The organism is Gordonia sp. (in: high G+C Gram-positive bacteria) (assembly GCF_049647785.1).
Taxonomy (GTDB): Bacteria; Actinomycetota; Actinomycetes; order Mycobacteriales; family Mycobacteriaceae; genus Gordonia.
Window position 1 is genome coordinate 1 of the sequence record NZ_JBARYI010000015.1, and the last position, 15,904, is coordinate 15,904.

At 63.9% G+C, this 15,904-nt stretch carries 14 protein-coding genes; 7 read left to right on the forward strand and 7 right to left on the reverse strand.

The genetic code is table 11. The features are described 5' to 3' along the window. Positions 1-16 precede the first annotated feature (16 nt). Complete coding sequence (locus WBA38_RS01405; RefSeq protein WP_424296340.1) at positions 17-1,093, reverse strand: tellurite resistance/C4-dicarboxylate transporter family protein; 1,077 nt, start codon at positions 1,091-1,093, stop codon at positions 17-19. Beyond that, entirely contained in the window at positions 1,090-1,971 is an 882-nt protein-coding gene (gene rsmI / locus WBA38_RS01410) for a 16S rRNA (cytidine(1402)-2'-O)-methyltransferase (RefSeq protein ID WP_424321866.1), read from the reverse strand. The genes WBA38_RS01405 and rsmI overlap by 4 nt, the downstream gene beginning before the upstream one ends. A 71-nt stretch (positions 1,972-2,042) precedes the next feature. On the opposite strand from rsmI, the gene WBA38_RS01415 reads away from it, so the two are divergent. Further along, positions 2,043-3,581 (forward strand): dolichyl-phosphate-mannose--protein mannosyltransferase, encoded by a 1,539-nt coding sequence (locus WBA38_RS01415; protein WP_424321921.1) that lies wholly within the window; start codon positions 2,043-2,045, stop codon positions 3,579-3,581. Here WBA38_RS01415 and WBA38_RS01420 read toward each other — a convergent pair. Together WBA38_RS01420 and WBA38_RS01425 are read right to left on the reverse strand one after the other, a co-directional pair. Beyond that, entirely contained in the window at positions 3,535-4,755 is a 1,221-nt protein-coding gene (locus WBA38_RS01420) for an MFS transporter (protein ID WP_424296343.1), read from the reverse strand. The two genes, WBA38_RS01415 and WBA38_RS01420, sit on opposite strands and share 47 nt — an antisense overlap. Positions 4,756-4,831: 76 nt before the next feature. Beyond that, on the reverse strand, positions 4,832-5,698 hold the full coding sequence (locus tag WBA38_RS01425) for a universal stress protein (RefSeq protein ID WP_424296361.1): 867 nt from the start codon (positions 5,696-5,698) through the stop codon (positions 4,832-4,834). Between the two features lie 196 nt (positions 5,699-5,894). On the opposite strand from WBA38_RS01425, the gene WBA38_RS01430 reads away from it, so the two are divergent. Beyond that, positions 5,895-6,197 (forward strand): hypothetical protein, encoded by a 303-nt coding sequence (locus WBA38_RS01430; protein ID WP_424296362.1) that lies wholly within the window; start codon positions 5,895-5,897, stop codon positions 6,195-6,197. A gap of 5 nt (positions 6,198-6,202) precedes the next feature. Here WBA38_RS01430 and WBA38_RS01435 read toward each other — a convergent pair whose 3' ends face one another. Further along, positions 6,203-7,906, reverse strand: coding sequence for a cation:proton antiporter (locus tag WBA38_RS01435; protein WP_424296364.1), 1,704 nt, complete (start codon positions 7,904-7,906; stop codon positions 6,203-6,205). Between the two features lie 188 nt (positions 7,907-8,094). On the opposite strand from WBA38_RS01435, the gene WBA38_RS01440 reads away from it, so the two are divergent. The 4 genes from WBA38_RS01440 (at position 8,095) to WBA38_RS01455 (ending at position 12,641) form a co-directional block, all read left to right on the forward strand. Next, positions 8,095-9,105 carry an AurF N-oxygenase family protein gene (locus tag WBA38_RS01440; RefSeq protein WP_424296366.1) on the forward strand — a complete coding sequence of 337 codons (1,011 nt, stop codon included), beginning with the start codon at positions 8,095-8,097 and terminating at the stop codon, positions 9,103-9,105. A gap of 9 nt (positions 9,106-9,114) precedes the next feature. Then, positions 9,115-10,602, forward strand: coding sequence for a 4Fe-4S binding protein (locus WBA38_RS01445; protein ID WP_424321867.1), 1,488 nt, complete (start codon positions 9,115-9,117; stop codon positions 10,600-10,602). A gap of 96 nt (positions 10,603-10,698) precedes the next feature. Continuing rightward, on the forward strand, positions 10,699-11,019 hold the full coding sequence (locus tag WBA38_RS01450) for a hypothetical protein (protein WP_424296370.1): 321 nt from the start codon (positions 10,699-10,701) through the stop codon (positions 11,017-11,019). Further along, complete coding sequence (locus WBA38_RS01455) at positions 11,016-12,641, forward strand: alpha/beta hydrolase (protein ID WP_424321868.1); 1,626 nt, start codon at positions 11,016-11,018, stop codon at positions 12,639-12,641. The genes WBA38_RS01450 and WBA38_RS01455 overlap by 4 nt, the downstream gene beginning before the upstream one ends. Positions 12,642-12,647: 6 nt before the next feature. Here WBA38_RS01455 and WBA38_RS01460 read toward each other — a convergent pair whose 3' ends face one another. Then, entirely contained in the window at positions 12,648-14,087 is a 1,440-nt protein-coding gene (locus WBA38_RS01460) for a carboxylesterase/lipase family protein (protein WP_424321869.1), read from the reverse strand. An 89-nt stretch (positions 14,088-14,176) separates the two neighbouring features. Between WBA38_RS01460 and WBA38_RS01465 the strand changes: the two genes are divergently transcribed. Then, positions 14,177-15,265 carry a GmrSD restriction endonuclease domain-containing protein gene (locus tag WBA38_RS01465; RefSeq protein ID WP_424295742.1) on the forward strand — a complete coding sequence of 363 codons (1,089 nt, stop codon included), beginning with the start codon at positions 14,177-14,179 and terminating at the stop codon, positions 15,263-15,265. 55 nt (positions 15,266-15,320) lie between these two features. Here the strand turns inward: WBA38_RS01465 and WBA38_RS01470 are convergent, their stop codons facing one another. Then, positions 15,321-15,884 carry an endonuclease domain-containing protein gene (locus WBA38_RS01470; protein ID WP_424295744.1) on the reverse strand — a complete coding sequence of 188 codons (564 nt, stop codon included), beginning with the start codon at positions 15,882-15,884 and terminating at the stop codon, positions 15,321-15,323. Positions 15,885-15,904 lie beyond the last annotated feature (20 nt).

Here is a 15,904-nt window from a genome sequence, read left to right on the forward strand (position 1 = left end):
TGCGGGAATCGACGCATCATGCGGGAACAGCGGGCCGGGGCTTGCGACGAGGGGCGTTCGTCCAGGGTTGGAGGAGGAAGCCGGCAAACGTGAGGAACCAGGCGGCGACGGCGATCCAGAGTTCGACGCTGCCGATCTTATCGAGAACGGGCATCGTGTTGACGATGCCGATCTGGCGGGAACCGACACCGTACATCCCGAGGGGGAACACGATGGCCCACACGGATACGTCATAGCGCAGCGGGATCCGGTGACGGATATGCCGCCACCAACCGGCGAACAACAGAGGCGGAATCAGCCAGGTGCCGAAGGCCCAGAAGAACAGCGACACCGCCTCAATGGTTCCGCGCGTGATCAACAGGACCGGCGCATCGGCCATCTGCCCGATCGTCGCACCGGCGACGACGGTAATCGCGGTAGCCCCCATCGCGATCCAATACGCGCCAGTCAACTGATCGGGGTGCGGGTGATACATGAAAATCCGCGTCGCCACGAATAGCGCCACCGCCATATAGAGGAAGACTCCGACGGCCCAACAGGCCACCGCAAGCAGTGCGAGTTCGGCACGGTAAACACTCACGTGCGGCTGGATGCCCGCAGCCAACACGGCCACCGACTGCACGGCCACCACCCACAGAAACCAGGTGCCGTCGGCGCGTTCTAGCTGAGGTTGACCGGTCCGGGCCGAAAAAGCCAACGGCGGCAAGGTATATCCGAGGACCAGAAACAAGGCCAACGCAGTTCCCAGGAGAATCAGCGCGGCGGTGACGTGACCGTCAAACACCAGCCGCGAACCGAGCACACCGGTCGCAGCCACCACGGTGAAAAAGCCGAACGTCCGGCCGGGCACACGAAGGTCGAACGCGAACGCATCGCGATGGCGTACTAAACGGACCAGCGTCAGGATCCAGAGGATCACGTAGGTCACCGCAGCGATCCACAGCAGTGCGACGGACAAAGCATCCCAGCCCTGCACGCTCCCCGCGATCGAAATGATCCCGGTTGCCATCACCATCGAGAAGTATCCGGGATGCAGGGTCCGCACCACATCATCGGCTCGGTCGGCGAAGCTGCGATCGACGGTGGCGGTCATTGGTTGTCGCTCCGCGCCTCCAGCACCGCCTGGTACACATCCCGCCGCGAGAAGGGCGTGCCCGCGGCAGCTTGGGCGCTCGCATCCTTCAGCCGCACCCCGCTCTCGGCAAGTTCCTGGGCTCGTGCCACCACATCCGTGAGTTCGACGGTGTCGTCGACGGCGGGGGCACCGGCGATCACGACGGTGATCTCGCCCTTCACCCCGTTCGCTGCCCAATCGGCAAGTTCGGCGAGCCCTCCGCGCCGGACTTCCTCATACGTTTTCGTCAGTTCGCGACAGACGGCGGCACGACGATCCGGCCCCAGTACGACTGCCGCGTCAGCCAACGTTTGCGCCAGCCGGTGCGGAGATTCAAAGAAGACGACGGTCCGCGGCTGGGTGCGGAGTTCGGCGAGCCAGTCTTGGCGTTGGCCGGGTTTACGGGGGGCAAAGCCATCGAAGCAGAACCGTTCAGACGGCATCGCCGACAGGGCCAGAGCCGTGGTGACGGCGGACGGCCCGGGAAGACACGTCATCGGAAGGTCTGCTTCCGCGCAGGCAACGACGAGACGGTAGCCGGGGTCGCTGACCGACGGCATCCCAGCATCGGTCACGAGCAGGACCGTCGACCCGCTGTGGATCGCTTCGATGAGGCCGGGCGTGCGGGCGGCCTCAACTTGGTCGTAGTAGCTGAGCAGTTGTCCGGTGATTTCCACGTCCAACGACGACGCCAGCGACCGCGCCCGACGAGTGTCTTCGGCAGCGACGATGTCGGCGGATGCAAGGGCCTCGCGCAGTCGAGGCGAGGCGTCGCCGGGCTGTCCCATGGGGGTGCCGGCCAGCACGAGCCGTCCGACACCCTGCTCGCCGCTTACCGCTGTGTCAGTACTGGTCACCGACTCAGCCTACTGATCCGGCTAACATCGCACAGGTGACCCCTGCCGCCGCCATCGACCGAGCGACCGTCGTGGACCGCGCGCTCACCGAAGACCTCGGCACGGCGCCCGGGCCACGGGTGCCAGATCCGGTGTTCGGCGCAACGGACCGGATGCGCGGAACCATCGTCGGTGCCGTCATCACGTTGATCGCCATTGCGACGCGCTTTTGGGATCTCACTCATCCGACGGACAAGGGCACGCCGGTTTTCGACGAGAAGCATTACGTCCCGCAGGGCTGGCAGGTCCTGACCGGCGGCAACTTCATCGAGGACAACCCCGCCTACGGCCTGGTGGTGCATCCACCCGTCGGTAAGTGGATGTTGGCAGCTGGCCAGTGGATGTTTGGCTACAACCCGATGGGTTGGCGGGTCATGTCTGCGGTGTCGGGCGTCATCATCGTCCTGGCGATCTACCTGACCGTTCGACGCATGACCCGGTCGACGCTGATCGGCGCGATCGCGGGCATCTTTGCGATCTGCGAGGGCGTGCTGTTTGTTCAGTCCCGCCTGGGCATGCTCGATATTTTCCAAATCTTGTTCGTGACCTTGGCTTTTGCCGCGTTGATTGCCGACCGCGATCAGATGCGGGCCCGCATGCACCGGGTATGGACGCAGGGCCGGATCGACGATTCGCCGTTTGGCCCGCGCTTCGGTTTCCGCTGGTACCGCTTCACTGCGGGCGTCATGCTGGGCTTGGCGTGCGGCGTCAAATGGTCCGGTGCTTACTTCGTCATCGTTTTCACGGTGCTGTCTCTCGGTTTCGACGTTGCGACTCGGCGCGCCTACCACGTGAAGCGACCGTGGGTGGGCGTGCTGCGGCGCGATTTGCTGCCGTCGGCGTCGTCGTTGGGTTTGCTGCCGTTCGCGATGTATGTGGCGAGTTTCGCCCCGTGGTTCGCCTCCGAGTCGTCGGTGTACCGGTACGCGGTCGGGGAGAAAGTCGGCGTCGACGGCCCCTTCTCGTGGGTGCCGGCCGCGATGCGCTCGTTTTGGTACTACGAGTCCGGAATCTTGGAGTTCCACGCGGGACTGACGAACGCGGCGGGGAACCATCACCCGTGGGAGTCGAAACCGTGGACGTGGCCGATGGGCTTGCGGCCGATGCTGTACGCGATCTCGTACGGCCCGGACCAGTGCGGCGGATCCGACTGTGTGCGCGCCCAAATGCTGGTCGGTACACCTGCCCTGTGGTGGTTGGCGCTACCGATGATCGCGTGGGGCCTGTGGCGAATTATCTCGCGCCGCGACTGGCGTTATGCCGCAGTTTTGGCAGCGTACGGGGCCGCGATTTTGCCGTGGTTCTTGGAGATCGATCGACAGATGTACTTCTTCTACGCCACCGCAATGGCGCCGTTCCTGGTGATGGGTTTGGCGCTCATGTGCGGGGACCTGTTACGTGCGCCGCCGCCGGGCGCACAGTCCGAACGCCGACTCATCAGCGTGCTGGCGGTATCGATCTTTGTGGCGCTCGTGATCGCCAATTTCGTTTGGTTGTGGCCGATTCTCACCGGTGCCCCGATCTCTAACGTGGAGTGGGGTCAGCAAATTTGGTTGCCAAGTTGGTCCTAGCTGCATCCGGCGATACCAGCCAGGCGAGCAGTGCGATGAGGACCACGACACCCGTCACCACAAAGGCGGGCCCAAAGCCGAACACGTCAGCAATCATGCCGGTTATCAGCGGCCCGGCGACCGCACCGCAGTCCGACGCCATACCGTAGGCGGCCAGTGCCGAACCGCCGCGACGCTTGCCCGCGAGCATGTCACCGAGCGCCGCCTGGTGCGTCGGCGCGAACAGTCCCGAGCCCACACCGGCGATGGCCGTCAGGCCCAAAGCCACCCAGATATTTGGTGAATACCCGAGTCCGATGGTGCCGGCGATCGCGACGATCAGTCCCGGAATCATGACGGGCCGCCGCCCGTACTTGTCCGACAGTCGTCCCGACACCAGAATCGCGATCACGTTTCCGGCCGCATAGCAGGCCAGGATGATGCCTGCCCATGCCGTGCCGTAGCCGAGTCCGTCCTGGACAAACAACGGAACGAGCGCAACGCGCACGCCCATCGACGCCCAGCCTTGAGCGAAGTTCGACGTCAGGATTGCCCGATATTCGGCGAGTTTGAGCGACGCGATAAATCGCGGTGCGTCGGCGAGGCCCACTTCGTCGTCGACCTTGTCGCTTGGCTTCGCTTGCGGCGGCGCGGGCATCATCACTGCGACGACGGCCGCCGCGATGAGCAGGGCGATCGCGTAGACGACGAACGGAAAGCGGAGTCCAAATTCAACGAGGGCCGCACCGATCAGCGGCCCGGTGAGGCTGCCGACAAGGAACCCTGCGGAGAAGTACCCGGAGGCGCGGCCACGCACTTCTTGCGGCGACAGTCGGATTAGCAAAGCCATGGCGGAGATCGAGAACATCGTCGAACCGATACCGCCCGCCGCGCGGAACACCAGCAACTGCCAGTATTCCTGGGCGAAAGCGCAGGCCAAGGTGCTGAGAGCGACGATGAGCAGCCCGGTCAGGTAAATCTTGCGTTCGCCGAGTTTGGTGACCAACCGCCCGCTTGTGGGGGCAAACAGCAGCCTCATGGCGGCGAACGCCGACACGACCAGTCCCGCAGCCGCCGACGACACCCCAAATGCGGTTGCGAACAGCGGGAGGGCCGGGGCAACCAATCCGTAGCCGAGAGCGATCACCGCGTTCGCGATCAGCAGGACCCACAGTCCCCGTGGGAGATGTTTCATCGTCTGCCACGTTAGCCCGAGAAAGCAATCAGGAGTCGGGCACCCGTGCCCGACTCCTGATTGCTGTTTGGGAAAGCTAGCGGCGCGCGATCATCACCGGAACCTGGGCGTGATGGAGCACCTTCTGGCTACGTGAACCGAGCAGCAGTCCGGTGAAGCCACCGCGGCCGCGGCTGCCCATCACGATCATCGATGCGGAATCGCCAGCGGCTTCCAGAATCGCTTTGGCGGGCTCCTCCGGTACGACCACCCGTTCGACCTCAACGTCCGGGTAATCCTGGCTGTAACCGGCCATGCGTTCGGCGACCGCTTCGACGGCCTGCTGGCTCATCTCGTCGATCTCCTTCTCGTCGAGACCGAAACCGTGCAGGGCATCGGCATCGAGCGGGGTCCACGTGTGGACCGCGACGAGCTTCTTGTTGCGCAGGTCGGCCTGGCGGTAGGCCTCGGCGACGGCGGGGTCGCTGATCTTGGAGTCGTCGACGCCGACAACGATGGGGCCGTCGCCACCGAGCGCACCGCCGGGCACAATCACGACGCGGCCCTTCGAGTGCGCTGCGACGCTCGTGCTGACTGACCCGAGGAACAGGCCCTTCACGCTGCCGAGGCCGCGGGTACCGAGAACGGTGATCTGGGCGTTCTCGCCGAGTTCGAGGAGGACGCGGGCGGCGTCGCCTTCGACGATCGAACCGTTCAGCTTTACGTCGGGAGCGACTTCGCGGGCTGCGGTGGCCGCTTCCTGCACAAAGTTGGTGGCTTCGCTGCGGATCGAGTCGATCACGTCTTGCGGGATAACGAGGCCGGGGGCGTAGTCACTGGTGGTGGAGCTATACGCGGCCACGATCTTAAGATCGAGGTCTTCGACCGCCGCAGCATTCGCTGCCCAGCGAACCGCATTGGTCGATTCGGGTGATCCGTCTACGCCGACCAGAATCAAGCTCATTTGCGACTGCTCTCCTTCGTTTTCGGTTTAAATCTTGAGTGCCGACCGGGTGCCTTCTGACGGCTTTCCGCATTTGGCCTCAACCCCATTGTTCACCATGACCGTTGCCTGCGCATCGGTACGAAGTCCCGGGTGTGTCAATCCGTACACTGGAGGGCAAACCACCCGAAATGTTTTTCCGGCACAGGAGCTGACAATGTCGACCACCACCGCCCCGCGCGAACTTCGCGACGCGGGCATCCACGTCGCTGTGACGATTGGTCTCGGCATCCTCGCGGTGATTGGCGCGACCTTCACGACCGGCACTGCCGACACCGTGTTCGTCATTGCCTCGGCGGTGTTGGTGATTCTTGGAACGATTGCCGCGATGGTTCGCACGTACCTCAACTACAAACACGATGGCCGCTGGCAGATTTGGCAGGGTGCCACCTGGCTGCTGTTGGGTTTGTCGTTGCTGTGGTTCACCGCGGCGCTGCCCATCGTGATCGTCGGGAAGTAGCGCAACTAGGTCCGCCCTGCCTGGGCGTCGAGGCTGAGCTCTTCGGCATCGAGGCGTTTGAGAACAAAGCTGAGCGTGTCGGAACTGTAGGCGCCCCGGTCCCGCAGATCGATCAGTTCGGCGCGCTGCCGATAGATGATGACGCGGCGGACGCGGCGCATCTCCGCGGCATTGTCCAACCGCAGGTCTACGGTGTCGCCGTCGAAGTCGTCGTCCTCGTCGACGGTGTTCGCTTCGAGTTCGCGCACCACCTCCACGCGGCGAGCGAGGATCCCGTCCGTTCCGCACACGCCCGGGTCGGTGAGTACTTCGTCGCCGATGGCCGTCATCACGCGAAGGAGTTTGCGGCGTTCGTCGGCCGCGTCCGCAGAATTGTCGGGCAGTTTCAATCGTTTGATGAAGCCACCGAGGGTGGTGCCCTGGATCAGCAGCGAGCCCACCGCGACGACGAATGCCGTCAGAATCAGCAACGACCGGTAGTCGGTGTCGGCGGGCAGGGTTTGGGCTGCCGCCAAGGTCACGACGCCGCGCATGCCCGCCCACACCACGACGTAGCCTTCGCGCACACCGATCGATTCTGTTCGGTAGTACTCGATGTCGGCGAGCCTGCGATCGATGTGTCGCTGGAAGCGTCTGGTTGACCGGTCTGCGGCTTCATCACGGTCACCGAGCCGGTCTTGCATGCGCTCAAGCAGCGGTTCACGAGCGATGACGCGCCGCACGCGGCGAGCGATGGACCACACGAGCGACATCACGAAGGCCCAGCGGATCACCAGCAGCAGAACGAGGGCGACGGCCGCGGGCCAGACGGCATGCCACACCGTTTCGTGGCTTTCGTGCACATCGGTGACGAGGGCTTTTAGTTCCAGACCCATCAGGAGAAAGACGCCGCCTTCGAGCATGATTTCGACGGTGCGCCAGGTCTGCTGGTCCGACTGCCGGTGTGCTGCGGTGAGGCGTCGGAGCGAGGATCGACCACTGACCAATCCGGCGGCGACTGCCGCTACCAGGCCTGAGGCGTGCATCAACTCGGCGGGCACATACGCGATATACGGCGCGGTGAACGAGACCGCGGTCGCGACCGCCACGTTGGAGATCCGCGAGCGGACGGCGATGAAAATCCACCCGATGACAGCCCCCACGGCGATGGCCGCACCGATGGCCCACAGGAACGACACGGCAACCCCGATTAGCGACACGCTTGCGGCCATGGCGGCGATCGCGGCGCGGAGTACCACCAGCGCACTGGCATCGTTGAACAGGCTTTCACCGGACAGGACGGTCACCAGTCGTTGCGGCGCACCGACCCTCTTGACAGTGGTGGTGGCCACCGCGTCAGTGGGACTGAGGATGGCGCCGAGCGCCACGCCGGTCGCGAAATCGGCGTTCGGCAGGATCCACATGAAGAGCAGGCCCACCCCCAGCGCACTGATGACGACGAGCATCACCGAAAGCCCGCTGATGGCGCGAAAGTCGCGTTTGAAGTCCATGCCTGGCAGCGCGACGGCAGAGGCGTACAGGAGGGGCGGCAGCACGCCGACCAGAATGATCTCCGGATCGACGGAGATGTCTGGAACTCCGGAAACGTAGCTCACCCCGACACCGACCGCGACCAGCAATAGCGGTGCTGCGATCCGTATCCGCGGCGCGAGCTGGTTGGCCCCGGCAATGGCAAGCACGCAGACGACGACGATCACCACGATCTCCACGGGAAGCATTCTTCCAGGGGGAGGCCCGGTGATGCACGTCACTGCGAATAGACCCATCGCCATTGTGTCATCGAACGTTGACAAGATCGGGCGGCGGTGCGACGCTGATAACAACGGGTTCTACATCGGCGGCCTCTTACCCTGCGGCTGCGAGACGTCAGACCACCGACGCGAGTCAGGAGCACACCATGACCAGCACGCAGCCTCGTCCCACCACGTATGCGCCGCCAGCCAAGCAGGCCACCGAGCCCGACTACAACCAGGTCCTTGAGGATCTATCCAATGCCTCGGTGCACCGGAACTTTGATCCCTACCTCGACATTGACTGGGATGCCCCGCACATGGCGATTGTCCCCAACGACGATCGCTGGATCCTGTCGTACACCGTCGACCCCATCGGGCGTCACCCCTGGTACCAGGCATTGCCGCGCGAGAAGCAGATCGAGATCGGGATGTGGCGCCAGGCCAACGTCGCGAAGGTCGGTTTGCAGTTCGAGTCAATCCTCATTCGCGGACTCCTCCAGTACTCCGATCGCCTCCCGAACGGCGACATGCGCTTCCGCTACACCACCCACGAGGCCAAGGAAGAGTGCAATCACACGCTCATGTTCCAGGAGTTGGTGAACCGCATTGGCATGGAAACCAAGGGCATGCGCTGGTGGTTGCGTCGCATCTCGCCGATCATTCCGCTGTTCGCGACGGGCCTGCCGACCGTCTTCTACTTTGGTGTGCTCGCGGGTGAAGAACCGATCGATCACATTCAAAAGGACTTCCTGCGCGCTGGCGAAAACATCCATCCGGCAATGTCCGCCGTAATGGAACTGCACGTCGCCGAAGAGGCCCGCCACATCTCGTTCGCACACAATCATCTGCGGACCACCATCCCGTCCAAGGGTCGAGCCACCAAGTTCGCCCTGTCGATCACCCTGCCGATTGTGATGCGCGTGCTGTGCAATGCCATCACCGTGCCGCCAAGTGAGTTCCGCAAGGAATTCGACGTCCCGCGCAGCGTCCTCCGGGAGATCTTCTGGCGCTCGCCCGAGTCGAAGGCCTTCCTGTCCGGCGTATTCGGCGACGTTCGCATGCTCGCAGAGCAGTGTGGCCTCATGAACCCGGCTTCCCGTCGGGTGTGGCGCGCGCTCGGCATCGACGGCCGCGCCTCGCGCTACCGCAGCGAACCCCTCTACACCGCGAGCTAAGCAGGTTCCGTGCCCCACGTCATTACACAGGCATGCTGTGGCGACGCCTCGTGCGTCTACGCATGCCCGGTCAATTGCATCCATCCGACACCCGACGAGCCGGATTTCGGCATCGCCGAAATGCTCTACATCGATCCGGCGACCTGCGTCGACTGCGGTGCATGTGTCAGCGCTTGCCCCGTCGGTGCCATCGTCCCCGGACATCGGCTCGAGGATTCTGCGGCCCGGTTTGCCGACGTCAACGCCAATCATTACCCCGATAGCGGCCTCGGCGACGCCCGGTTCCCGGTGCCCACCGATTGGCGGCTACCGCTGGCACCGATCACCAAACCCCGCGCGCTGACCGGCGCTGTACCCGCCGAACTGAAGGTCGCGATCGTCGGTTCCGGTCCGTCGGCCATGTACGCCGCAGATCAACTGCTGAAGTACTCGCAGGTGCGGATCACGATGTTTGAGCGGTTGCCGCAGCCCTTCGGTCTAGCCCGCTTTGGTGTGGCCCCCGATCACCTGTCGACGCGTAGCGTCAGCAACTTGTTCGACGACATCGCGCGCCACCCGAACATCGAGATCCGGTTGAACACCGAGATTGGCCGCGACCTGACGCTTGACGATCTACGTCGCACGCACCATGCCGTGCTGTGGGCCGGCGGCGCACCGATCGATCGCCCCTTCGAGATACCAGGTGCCCGATTGCCCGGCGTGCAAAGCGCAACGTCGGTGGTTGGCTGGTACAACGGACATCCCGACTTCGCCGACGATGCCCCCAATCTGGCTACCGACCAGGTCGTAGTGATTGGCAATGGGAACGTCGCCCTCGACGTCGCTCGCATTTTCACCGCCGATCCGGAGTCCCTGGCCTCAACCACCATCGACCGGTCAGCATTGGCGGCGTTGCGTTCCTCGGATGTGCGCGAAGTGATCGTCGTTGCTCGACGCGGCCCCGAACACGCGGCGTTCACCCTTCCGGAACTGATCGGCCTCGCCGACGGCAAAGCCCGCGTGTGGGTCGATCCCGCCGAACTCGACGACGTCGATTCCAGCGGCATCACCGATCCCACAATCGCGGCGAAAGTGGAATTGCTGCGCGAGATTTCTCAGCGCCCCAAGCCGCCCGGACCGTTCATTCGACTGTCGTTTGGGCTCACTCCGGTGTTGGTTCTCGGCGACGATGCGGCCACCGGTGTTGAGTTCGTCAAAACCGGCACCGACCAGCGGGTCACCCTCAACGCGAACCTGGTCCTCTCCGCGATCGGCTATCGCGGCCGCCCGATTCCCGGCCTGCCATTCGACAGCGAACACGGCACCGTCTCCCACACCGAAGGTCGAATCGTTGACGACGGTGAACCCATTCCCGGCCTGTATGTGACGGGCTGGATCAAGCGCGGTCCGTCGGGCTTCATCGGCACCAACAAAACTGATTCCGGGGAAACCGTGGCGCATCTGCTCGCCGATGCGCAGGCAGGTATCTTCGCGAACCGCGTTGCTGAACTGACATAACGTTCGCTCCCGCCGGAGCCTGTGGATAGCGATGGATCCAGAATTCGTCGCGCTGCGTCTAACGAATGCACAGCCACCAATCATTCGTTCGACAATATGTCGCTCGACGCAGCCATCCGGGAGGCAGTCATGGGCTTCGGCATCACAACTGAAAACATCGCCGAGATCGTCGCCAAATGGCGACAATGCGGCACCGAGATCGGCGGCCTGTCGTACCAGGCCGCCGATCTTTCGTTAGCAGGCAGTCGTAGCGCACCCGCGCTCCGCGACGCTGGCAATGCCGCACACGGGTGCGCCCGGTCCGTGTCAACAAATCTGTCCGGACTGGCCGATGCGCTGCAGGCATTCAATGCTCGCACCGTCGAATCCGATCGGGCCGCTGCGGCCGCACTGGCCGCACTGCGGCTGCAATCATGATCGGCATCGCTGCGGTCACCGGTTGGCACCTCGACGGGCTCGCCGCTGCGGCCACCGCGTTTGATGTTCGCGGCGAACAGATCGCCAGAGTGACGTTTGCCTTGAATCGGTCCCTCGGGCTTGATCCGACCTGGACGGGATTTGCTCGCGATGCGGCAGCCACACGCATCACCGCCGACGCGACCCGGCTACGCCGGATGGAGCAGACCGTCAAAGACCTCGCCGCGGCCACCCGAGACGGCTATGCGCAACTCGCGTCGGCCCAACAGCGGTTGTCGGCCCAACTCGCCTCTATAACAGGCGCGCAGTTTGTGGTGGGTGACGACGGCACTGTTTCCCACCCGAGTCCCAAACGGCGGGCAGATGCCGAGTTCCTGTCGTCACGGCTTCGCGCGATTCTGGTCGCCGCCCAAACCGCAGACGCTGCCCTCGCTGACCGTCTCAGGTCGTTGACTGGAGAGTTCGATGGATCCGACGGCAAGGTCCCCAACCCTGCGGGCCCCGGATACGTTCGACTCGAGGACGCGCTCAGCCGACTCTTCTCGCTGTCGCCCGACCAAGTGACCCGCTACTGGGAGTCACTCAATGCCGCGCAACGAACTCGCCTCTCGTCCGAGGCTCCCGAATTTATCGGCAATCTCGACGGCATCGACTTCGCGGACCGGATCACCGCTAACCATCTGTCCATCAGATTGGCACTGGCCGAAGAAGAGGAAGCTGGCCGTGGGACCGGCGACAAGGCAAAACTCCTGCGGTCGCTCTTGGAACCGGCCCCCGACCCGATGGACCCGACCCGCATGGTGCCCCGCACGTTCATCGGGTTCCGTGCGAATAGTGGCCGGTTCATTGAACTCGTCGGCGAGCTAACGCCCTCGGCCAACGGTGTCGGTGTCCTGGTACCGGGAACGGGAACGTCGCTGCAAACTTCTGGCGACTACCGGCGCCGCGCCGCATCGCTGGCCAGCTTGAGTGGATCGCCGGTGATCGTCTGGGCCGACGGCACCTTCCCCCAGCACGTCATCGAGAAAGATCTGACGCCAATCGTCGACAATGCTGTCGACCCCAAACCCGCGCACCGGATGGCGCAGCGGTTGGCGAACTTCACGGCAACGCTCGATCAGCAGTTGGCGACGTCGAATACCCCGCTGAAGACGACAATCATTGGTCACTCGTACGGCGGCTCGGTGGTCGGTACCGCCGAGCAGCACGGTATGCGCGCCGACCGCGTGGTGTACGCATCATCGTCAGGGACGGGCGTCGACGACAGCCCCTGGCGCAACACCAATCCCGACGTCAAACGATTCTCCCTGACACCGCCCGGCGATCCCATCCACTATTCGCAGCAATTCGGTGCGGCCGTGCACGGTGGCGACCCCGACTCTGCCCCCGGCGTCACGCGTCTGGACAGCGGCTATTACAGCAACGGCGAACTCGTCCAGGGCGTCGACGCCCATGCCGGCTACTTGGACGATGCGGGATCGGATGCGCTCGGCAATATCGCCGACGTGATCAGCGGTCGCACCCCGAACCTCTACGTTCCGCGCGGACCAGATATTGACCTCAACCATGACGCCCCGCTCGCCCGCGACTGGCTCCTCGACTTAGTGTTGCCCGGGCGGTAGCGGCTTCTACCCAAACACGTGGGGCTCATTTCCCGGAGCGTGCACCGTCCAACCCGGGTTGCCGGTCTTCGCGAACTGCACCCAGGCACTGTGCATCGCTTCAGCAACGGATTGGTCGGGCTCGGGTCCGGTGAGGGCATGCGCGATGTCCAAGCGATCGAAGACGAAGGGCAGTTCGACCGCATGCCCAGCACGAATGTCGGCGACCGGCGACGAATAGCGGAACTCGTAAAGATATGTCGGCGAATCGGGCCGCAGGTCGGCCAATGCCCTGGTTGGCGCAGCAAAGGCAAGGTCGGTAATCGCTTCGCATAGGGCATCACCCGGGCTGACGCCGTGAGCCAGCCGTTCGTCGAACTGGTCGGTCGGCAAGCCAGCCTTCGCGATCATGCCTCGCGCCAGTTCCGGGGTGGCGGCCGCAACAATGCCGGTCGGCGCAAAGAAGAAGCGGAACTCGTCGGCATTCCATCCCGCCAGCAACGGGATGCCGCGGCCAGCGCCGTCGCCGATCGCGTTCTGCGGGGCATCCTGCAGCACGGTGCCGTCGAGGACGGGGAAGGTGCTCATGACACCGAGGCCGATCGAGGTGATGGTAGCACCCCAAACGTCGGGGTCGGGGTTCACCGTCAGTTCGAGCGCCACCTGGGTTTGGGCCTGCAGCAGATCGTCCATCGACACTTTCCCGAAGGCTTCGACAGTGTGGTCGACGCCGAGAATTTCGGCGACTCGAGCAGTGACCTTGTGCGCGTCGTCGACGGCTGCGGCGGTGAAGCCATTGCCGCTTTCCATGGCGGCGCGATGGAATAGCCCCTCGGCGAGCGGGGACGCCAGCAGCGAGGCAACACTCATCGCTCCGGCCGATTCACCGAAAATCGTAACGTTGTCGGGGTCACCACCAAAGGCTGCGATATTGTCCCGAACCCATTCCAGAGCAGCAATCTGATCGAGAAGCCCGCGGTTGTCGGGCGCGCCGGGGACTGAACCAAAGCCGGGAATTCCCAGGCGGTAGTTGATGCCGACGCACACCACGCCGTCACGCGCGAAGGTACTGCCGTCGTAGATCGCGATCTGGTTGGAGCCGCGGGCAAAGGCACCACCGTGAATCCACACCATGACCGGCAGTCCGGTGGCGTCTTCGTCGGGTGTCCAGATGTTGAGGTTCAGGTAGTCGGCACCGGGATCGATCACATTGTCGAGGATCGCGGCGATCGGTGCCGGGTAGCCGACCTGCGGCGCGGTCGGGCCGTAGTCGGTCGCATCGCGAACCTCGGACCACGAGTCGTGCGGGGTCGGTGCGGCGAAAGCGGTTGGCCCGACCGGCGGTGCCGCGTACGGAATACCCAGGAAAGCAGACACCTGGCCTTCCGTGGCGGCCCCTTCCCTTTTACCCCGGACGGGGCCGGTAGCAGTGGTCACAACTGGCGAAGGCGATGCGTTCTGGGTCACTCCGTCACCGTACGCGGGGCCACACCGCGACTGTCGTACGTTCGGGCGGGAAAAGTTCTTTTGTCGGAGGGTGGTGGGAACATGGGGGAATGAAGGTTCGGCAAGTTGGCAGGTTTTCTCCCGCGGGGTCACGGTGGGGAGCGAGCGCGGCGGTCGCATTGGCCGCGGTCTTGATCGCTGGCTGCAGTTCCTCGGATGCGCCTTCGGCTTCCCCGAGTGCCGCCGCGCAACTCGGGGACATGTCCTGGTCCAGTACCGAGGTTGAGACAACCGCGAGCCCTTCCCCGACCACAACCCCAGTTGGCAGTAATTCCGAGCGGGCCACGGCGGCACTGCTCGAACTCGACTCGCTTGCCGTGAAGGGCCGAGCCCCCAAGACCGGCTACGACCGCAGTTTGTTCGGGCAGAAATGGAGCGACGACGTTTCCGTCGCTGGCGGCCACAATGGCTGCGATACGCGCAACGATATTTTGGACCGCGACCTGACTGACGTCACGTATAAGCCCGGAACCCGCAACTGTGTGGTGTTGACCGGAACTCTCAATGATCCCTATACCGGCAAGTCGATTCCATTCCAGCGCGGATCCGGTACGTCGTCGGCCGTTCAGATCGATCATGTGGTCGCGATGTCGGATGCGTGGCAGAAGGGTGCCCAACAGCTATCGTCGGTCGATCGCCTCAACTTCGCTAACGATCCGCGGAACCTTCAAGCCACCGACGGTCCCACCAATCAACGCAAGAGTGACGGCGACGCCGCGACCTGGCTACCGCCTAACAGGTCGTACCGCTGCACCTATGTGTCTCGTCAGATCGAGGTGAAGGCCGCCTACCGGTTGTGGGTCACGGCCGCGGAAAAGGCTGCGATGCAACGGGTTTTGAGCTCATGCAGTGGCGAAAACCCGGCGACCACGGAAGCGTCGACCACCGACGAAACACCAACGACCACCGAAACAACGCCGCCCCCGACGACCGCGTACGTCCCGCCGCCGCGACCACGTGAAACAACCACGCCGCCCCCGGCGCGCGCACCTCTGGTGGAGAGGCCCGCGCCGGGCGGCGACGTTTACTACCAGAACTGCTCTGCAGCTCGTGCCGCCGGTGCCGCCCCAATTTCCGCTGGTGAGCCCGGCTACTCACGCAAACTCGACCGCGACGGCGACGGCATCGCCTGCGAGTAGGACTTATTTGTGGGAGGCGGCTACTCGTATCGCACCTTCTCACCTGTAGCCCCCCTTAGTCCTCAACAAACCGCGACTGCCGCACAGACTTTTCGATCAGCGCCAGTTCCCCAGGGGTCCGTGCCCGATGCCGATCACGGCCGGTGATGCTCCGAATGTCGGCAAGGACTTCGTCCCAGCCGAAGAGGATGTCGTCGTAGGTGAGCCGCAGGGTCAGCCACCCGTTGACGAGGGCCTTGCGGTCACGCTTGTGATCACGCTCGTAGTCCACTTTTGTCGCGTGGTACTGAATGCTGTCGCATTCGATGATCAGCAAACCGATCCGCAGATCGGCTCGACCGACCCCGTCGATCTGTGGTTGCGCCACCACGTTGAAACCGAGCGATCGCAGCCGAAGGCGCGTGATGCTCTCGGTTCCGGACTGCGATCGCGAGTCAGTTGAGTACAGCCATTCGGTGACTGTCGGACCAACATTCCCCATCACTGCTCGAAGATCCTCAACGGTGATGCCGCGGGAGTTCATGTACGAATCGCAGACGGCAATCCATTCTTCGCGACTCAAGCAGCCTGTTGCGCACAGCAGTGCTGACGGAATGGAGTCGACAGGTTCGGACGCCACGGTGAACTGTCGCCGAATCT

What these genes read in the sequence shown, in the direction of transcription:
- WBA38_RS01405 (WP_424296340.1), bottom strand. Translation starts at nt 1,093, where the DNA reads ATGACCGCCACCGTCGATCGCAGCTTCGCCGACCGAGCCGATGATGTG.
- WBA38_RS01420 (WP_424296343.1), bottom strand. Translation starts at nt 4,755, where the DNA reads ATGAAACATCTCCCACGGGGACTGTGGGTCCTGCTGATCGCGAACGCG.
- WBA38_RS01425 (WP_424296361.1), bottom strand. Translation starts at nt 5,698, where the DNA reads ATGAGCTTGATTCTGGTCGGCGTAGACGGATCACCCGAATCGACCAAT.
- WBA38_RS01430 (WP_424296362.1), top strand. Translation starts at nt 5,895, where the DNA reads ATGTCGACCACCACCGCCCCGCGCGAACTTCGCGACGCGGGCATCCAC.
- WBA38_RS01440 (WP_424296366.1), top strand. Translation starts at nt 8,095, where the DNA reads ATGACCAGCACGCAGCCTCGTCCCACCACGTATGCGCCGCCAGCCAAG.
- WBA38_RS01450 (WP_424296370.1), top strand. Translation starts at nt 10,699, where the DNA reads ATGTCGCTCGACGCAGCCATCCGGGAGGCAGTCATGGGCTTCGGCATC.
- WBA38_RS01455 (WP_424321868.1), top strand. Translation starts at nt 11,016, where the DNA reads ATGATCGGCATCGCTGCGGTCACCGGTTGGCACCTCGACGGGCTCGCC.
- WBA38_RS01465 (WP_424295742.1), top strand. Translation starts at nt 14,177, where the DNA reads ATGAAGGTTCGGCAAGTTGGCAGGTTTTCTCCCGCGGGGTCACGGTGG.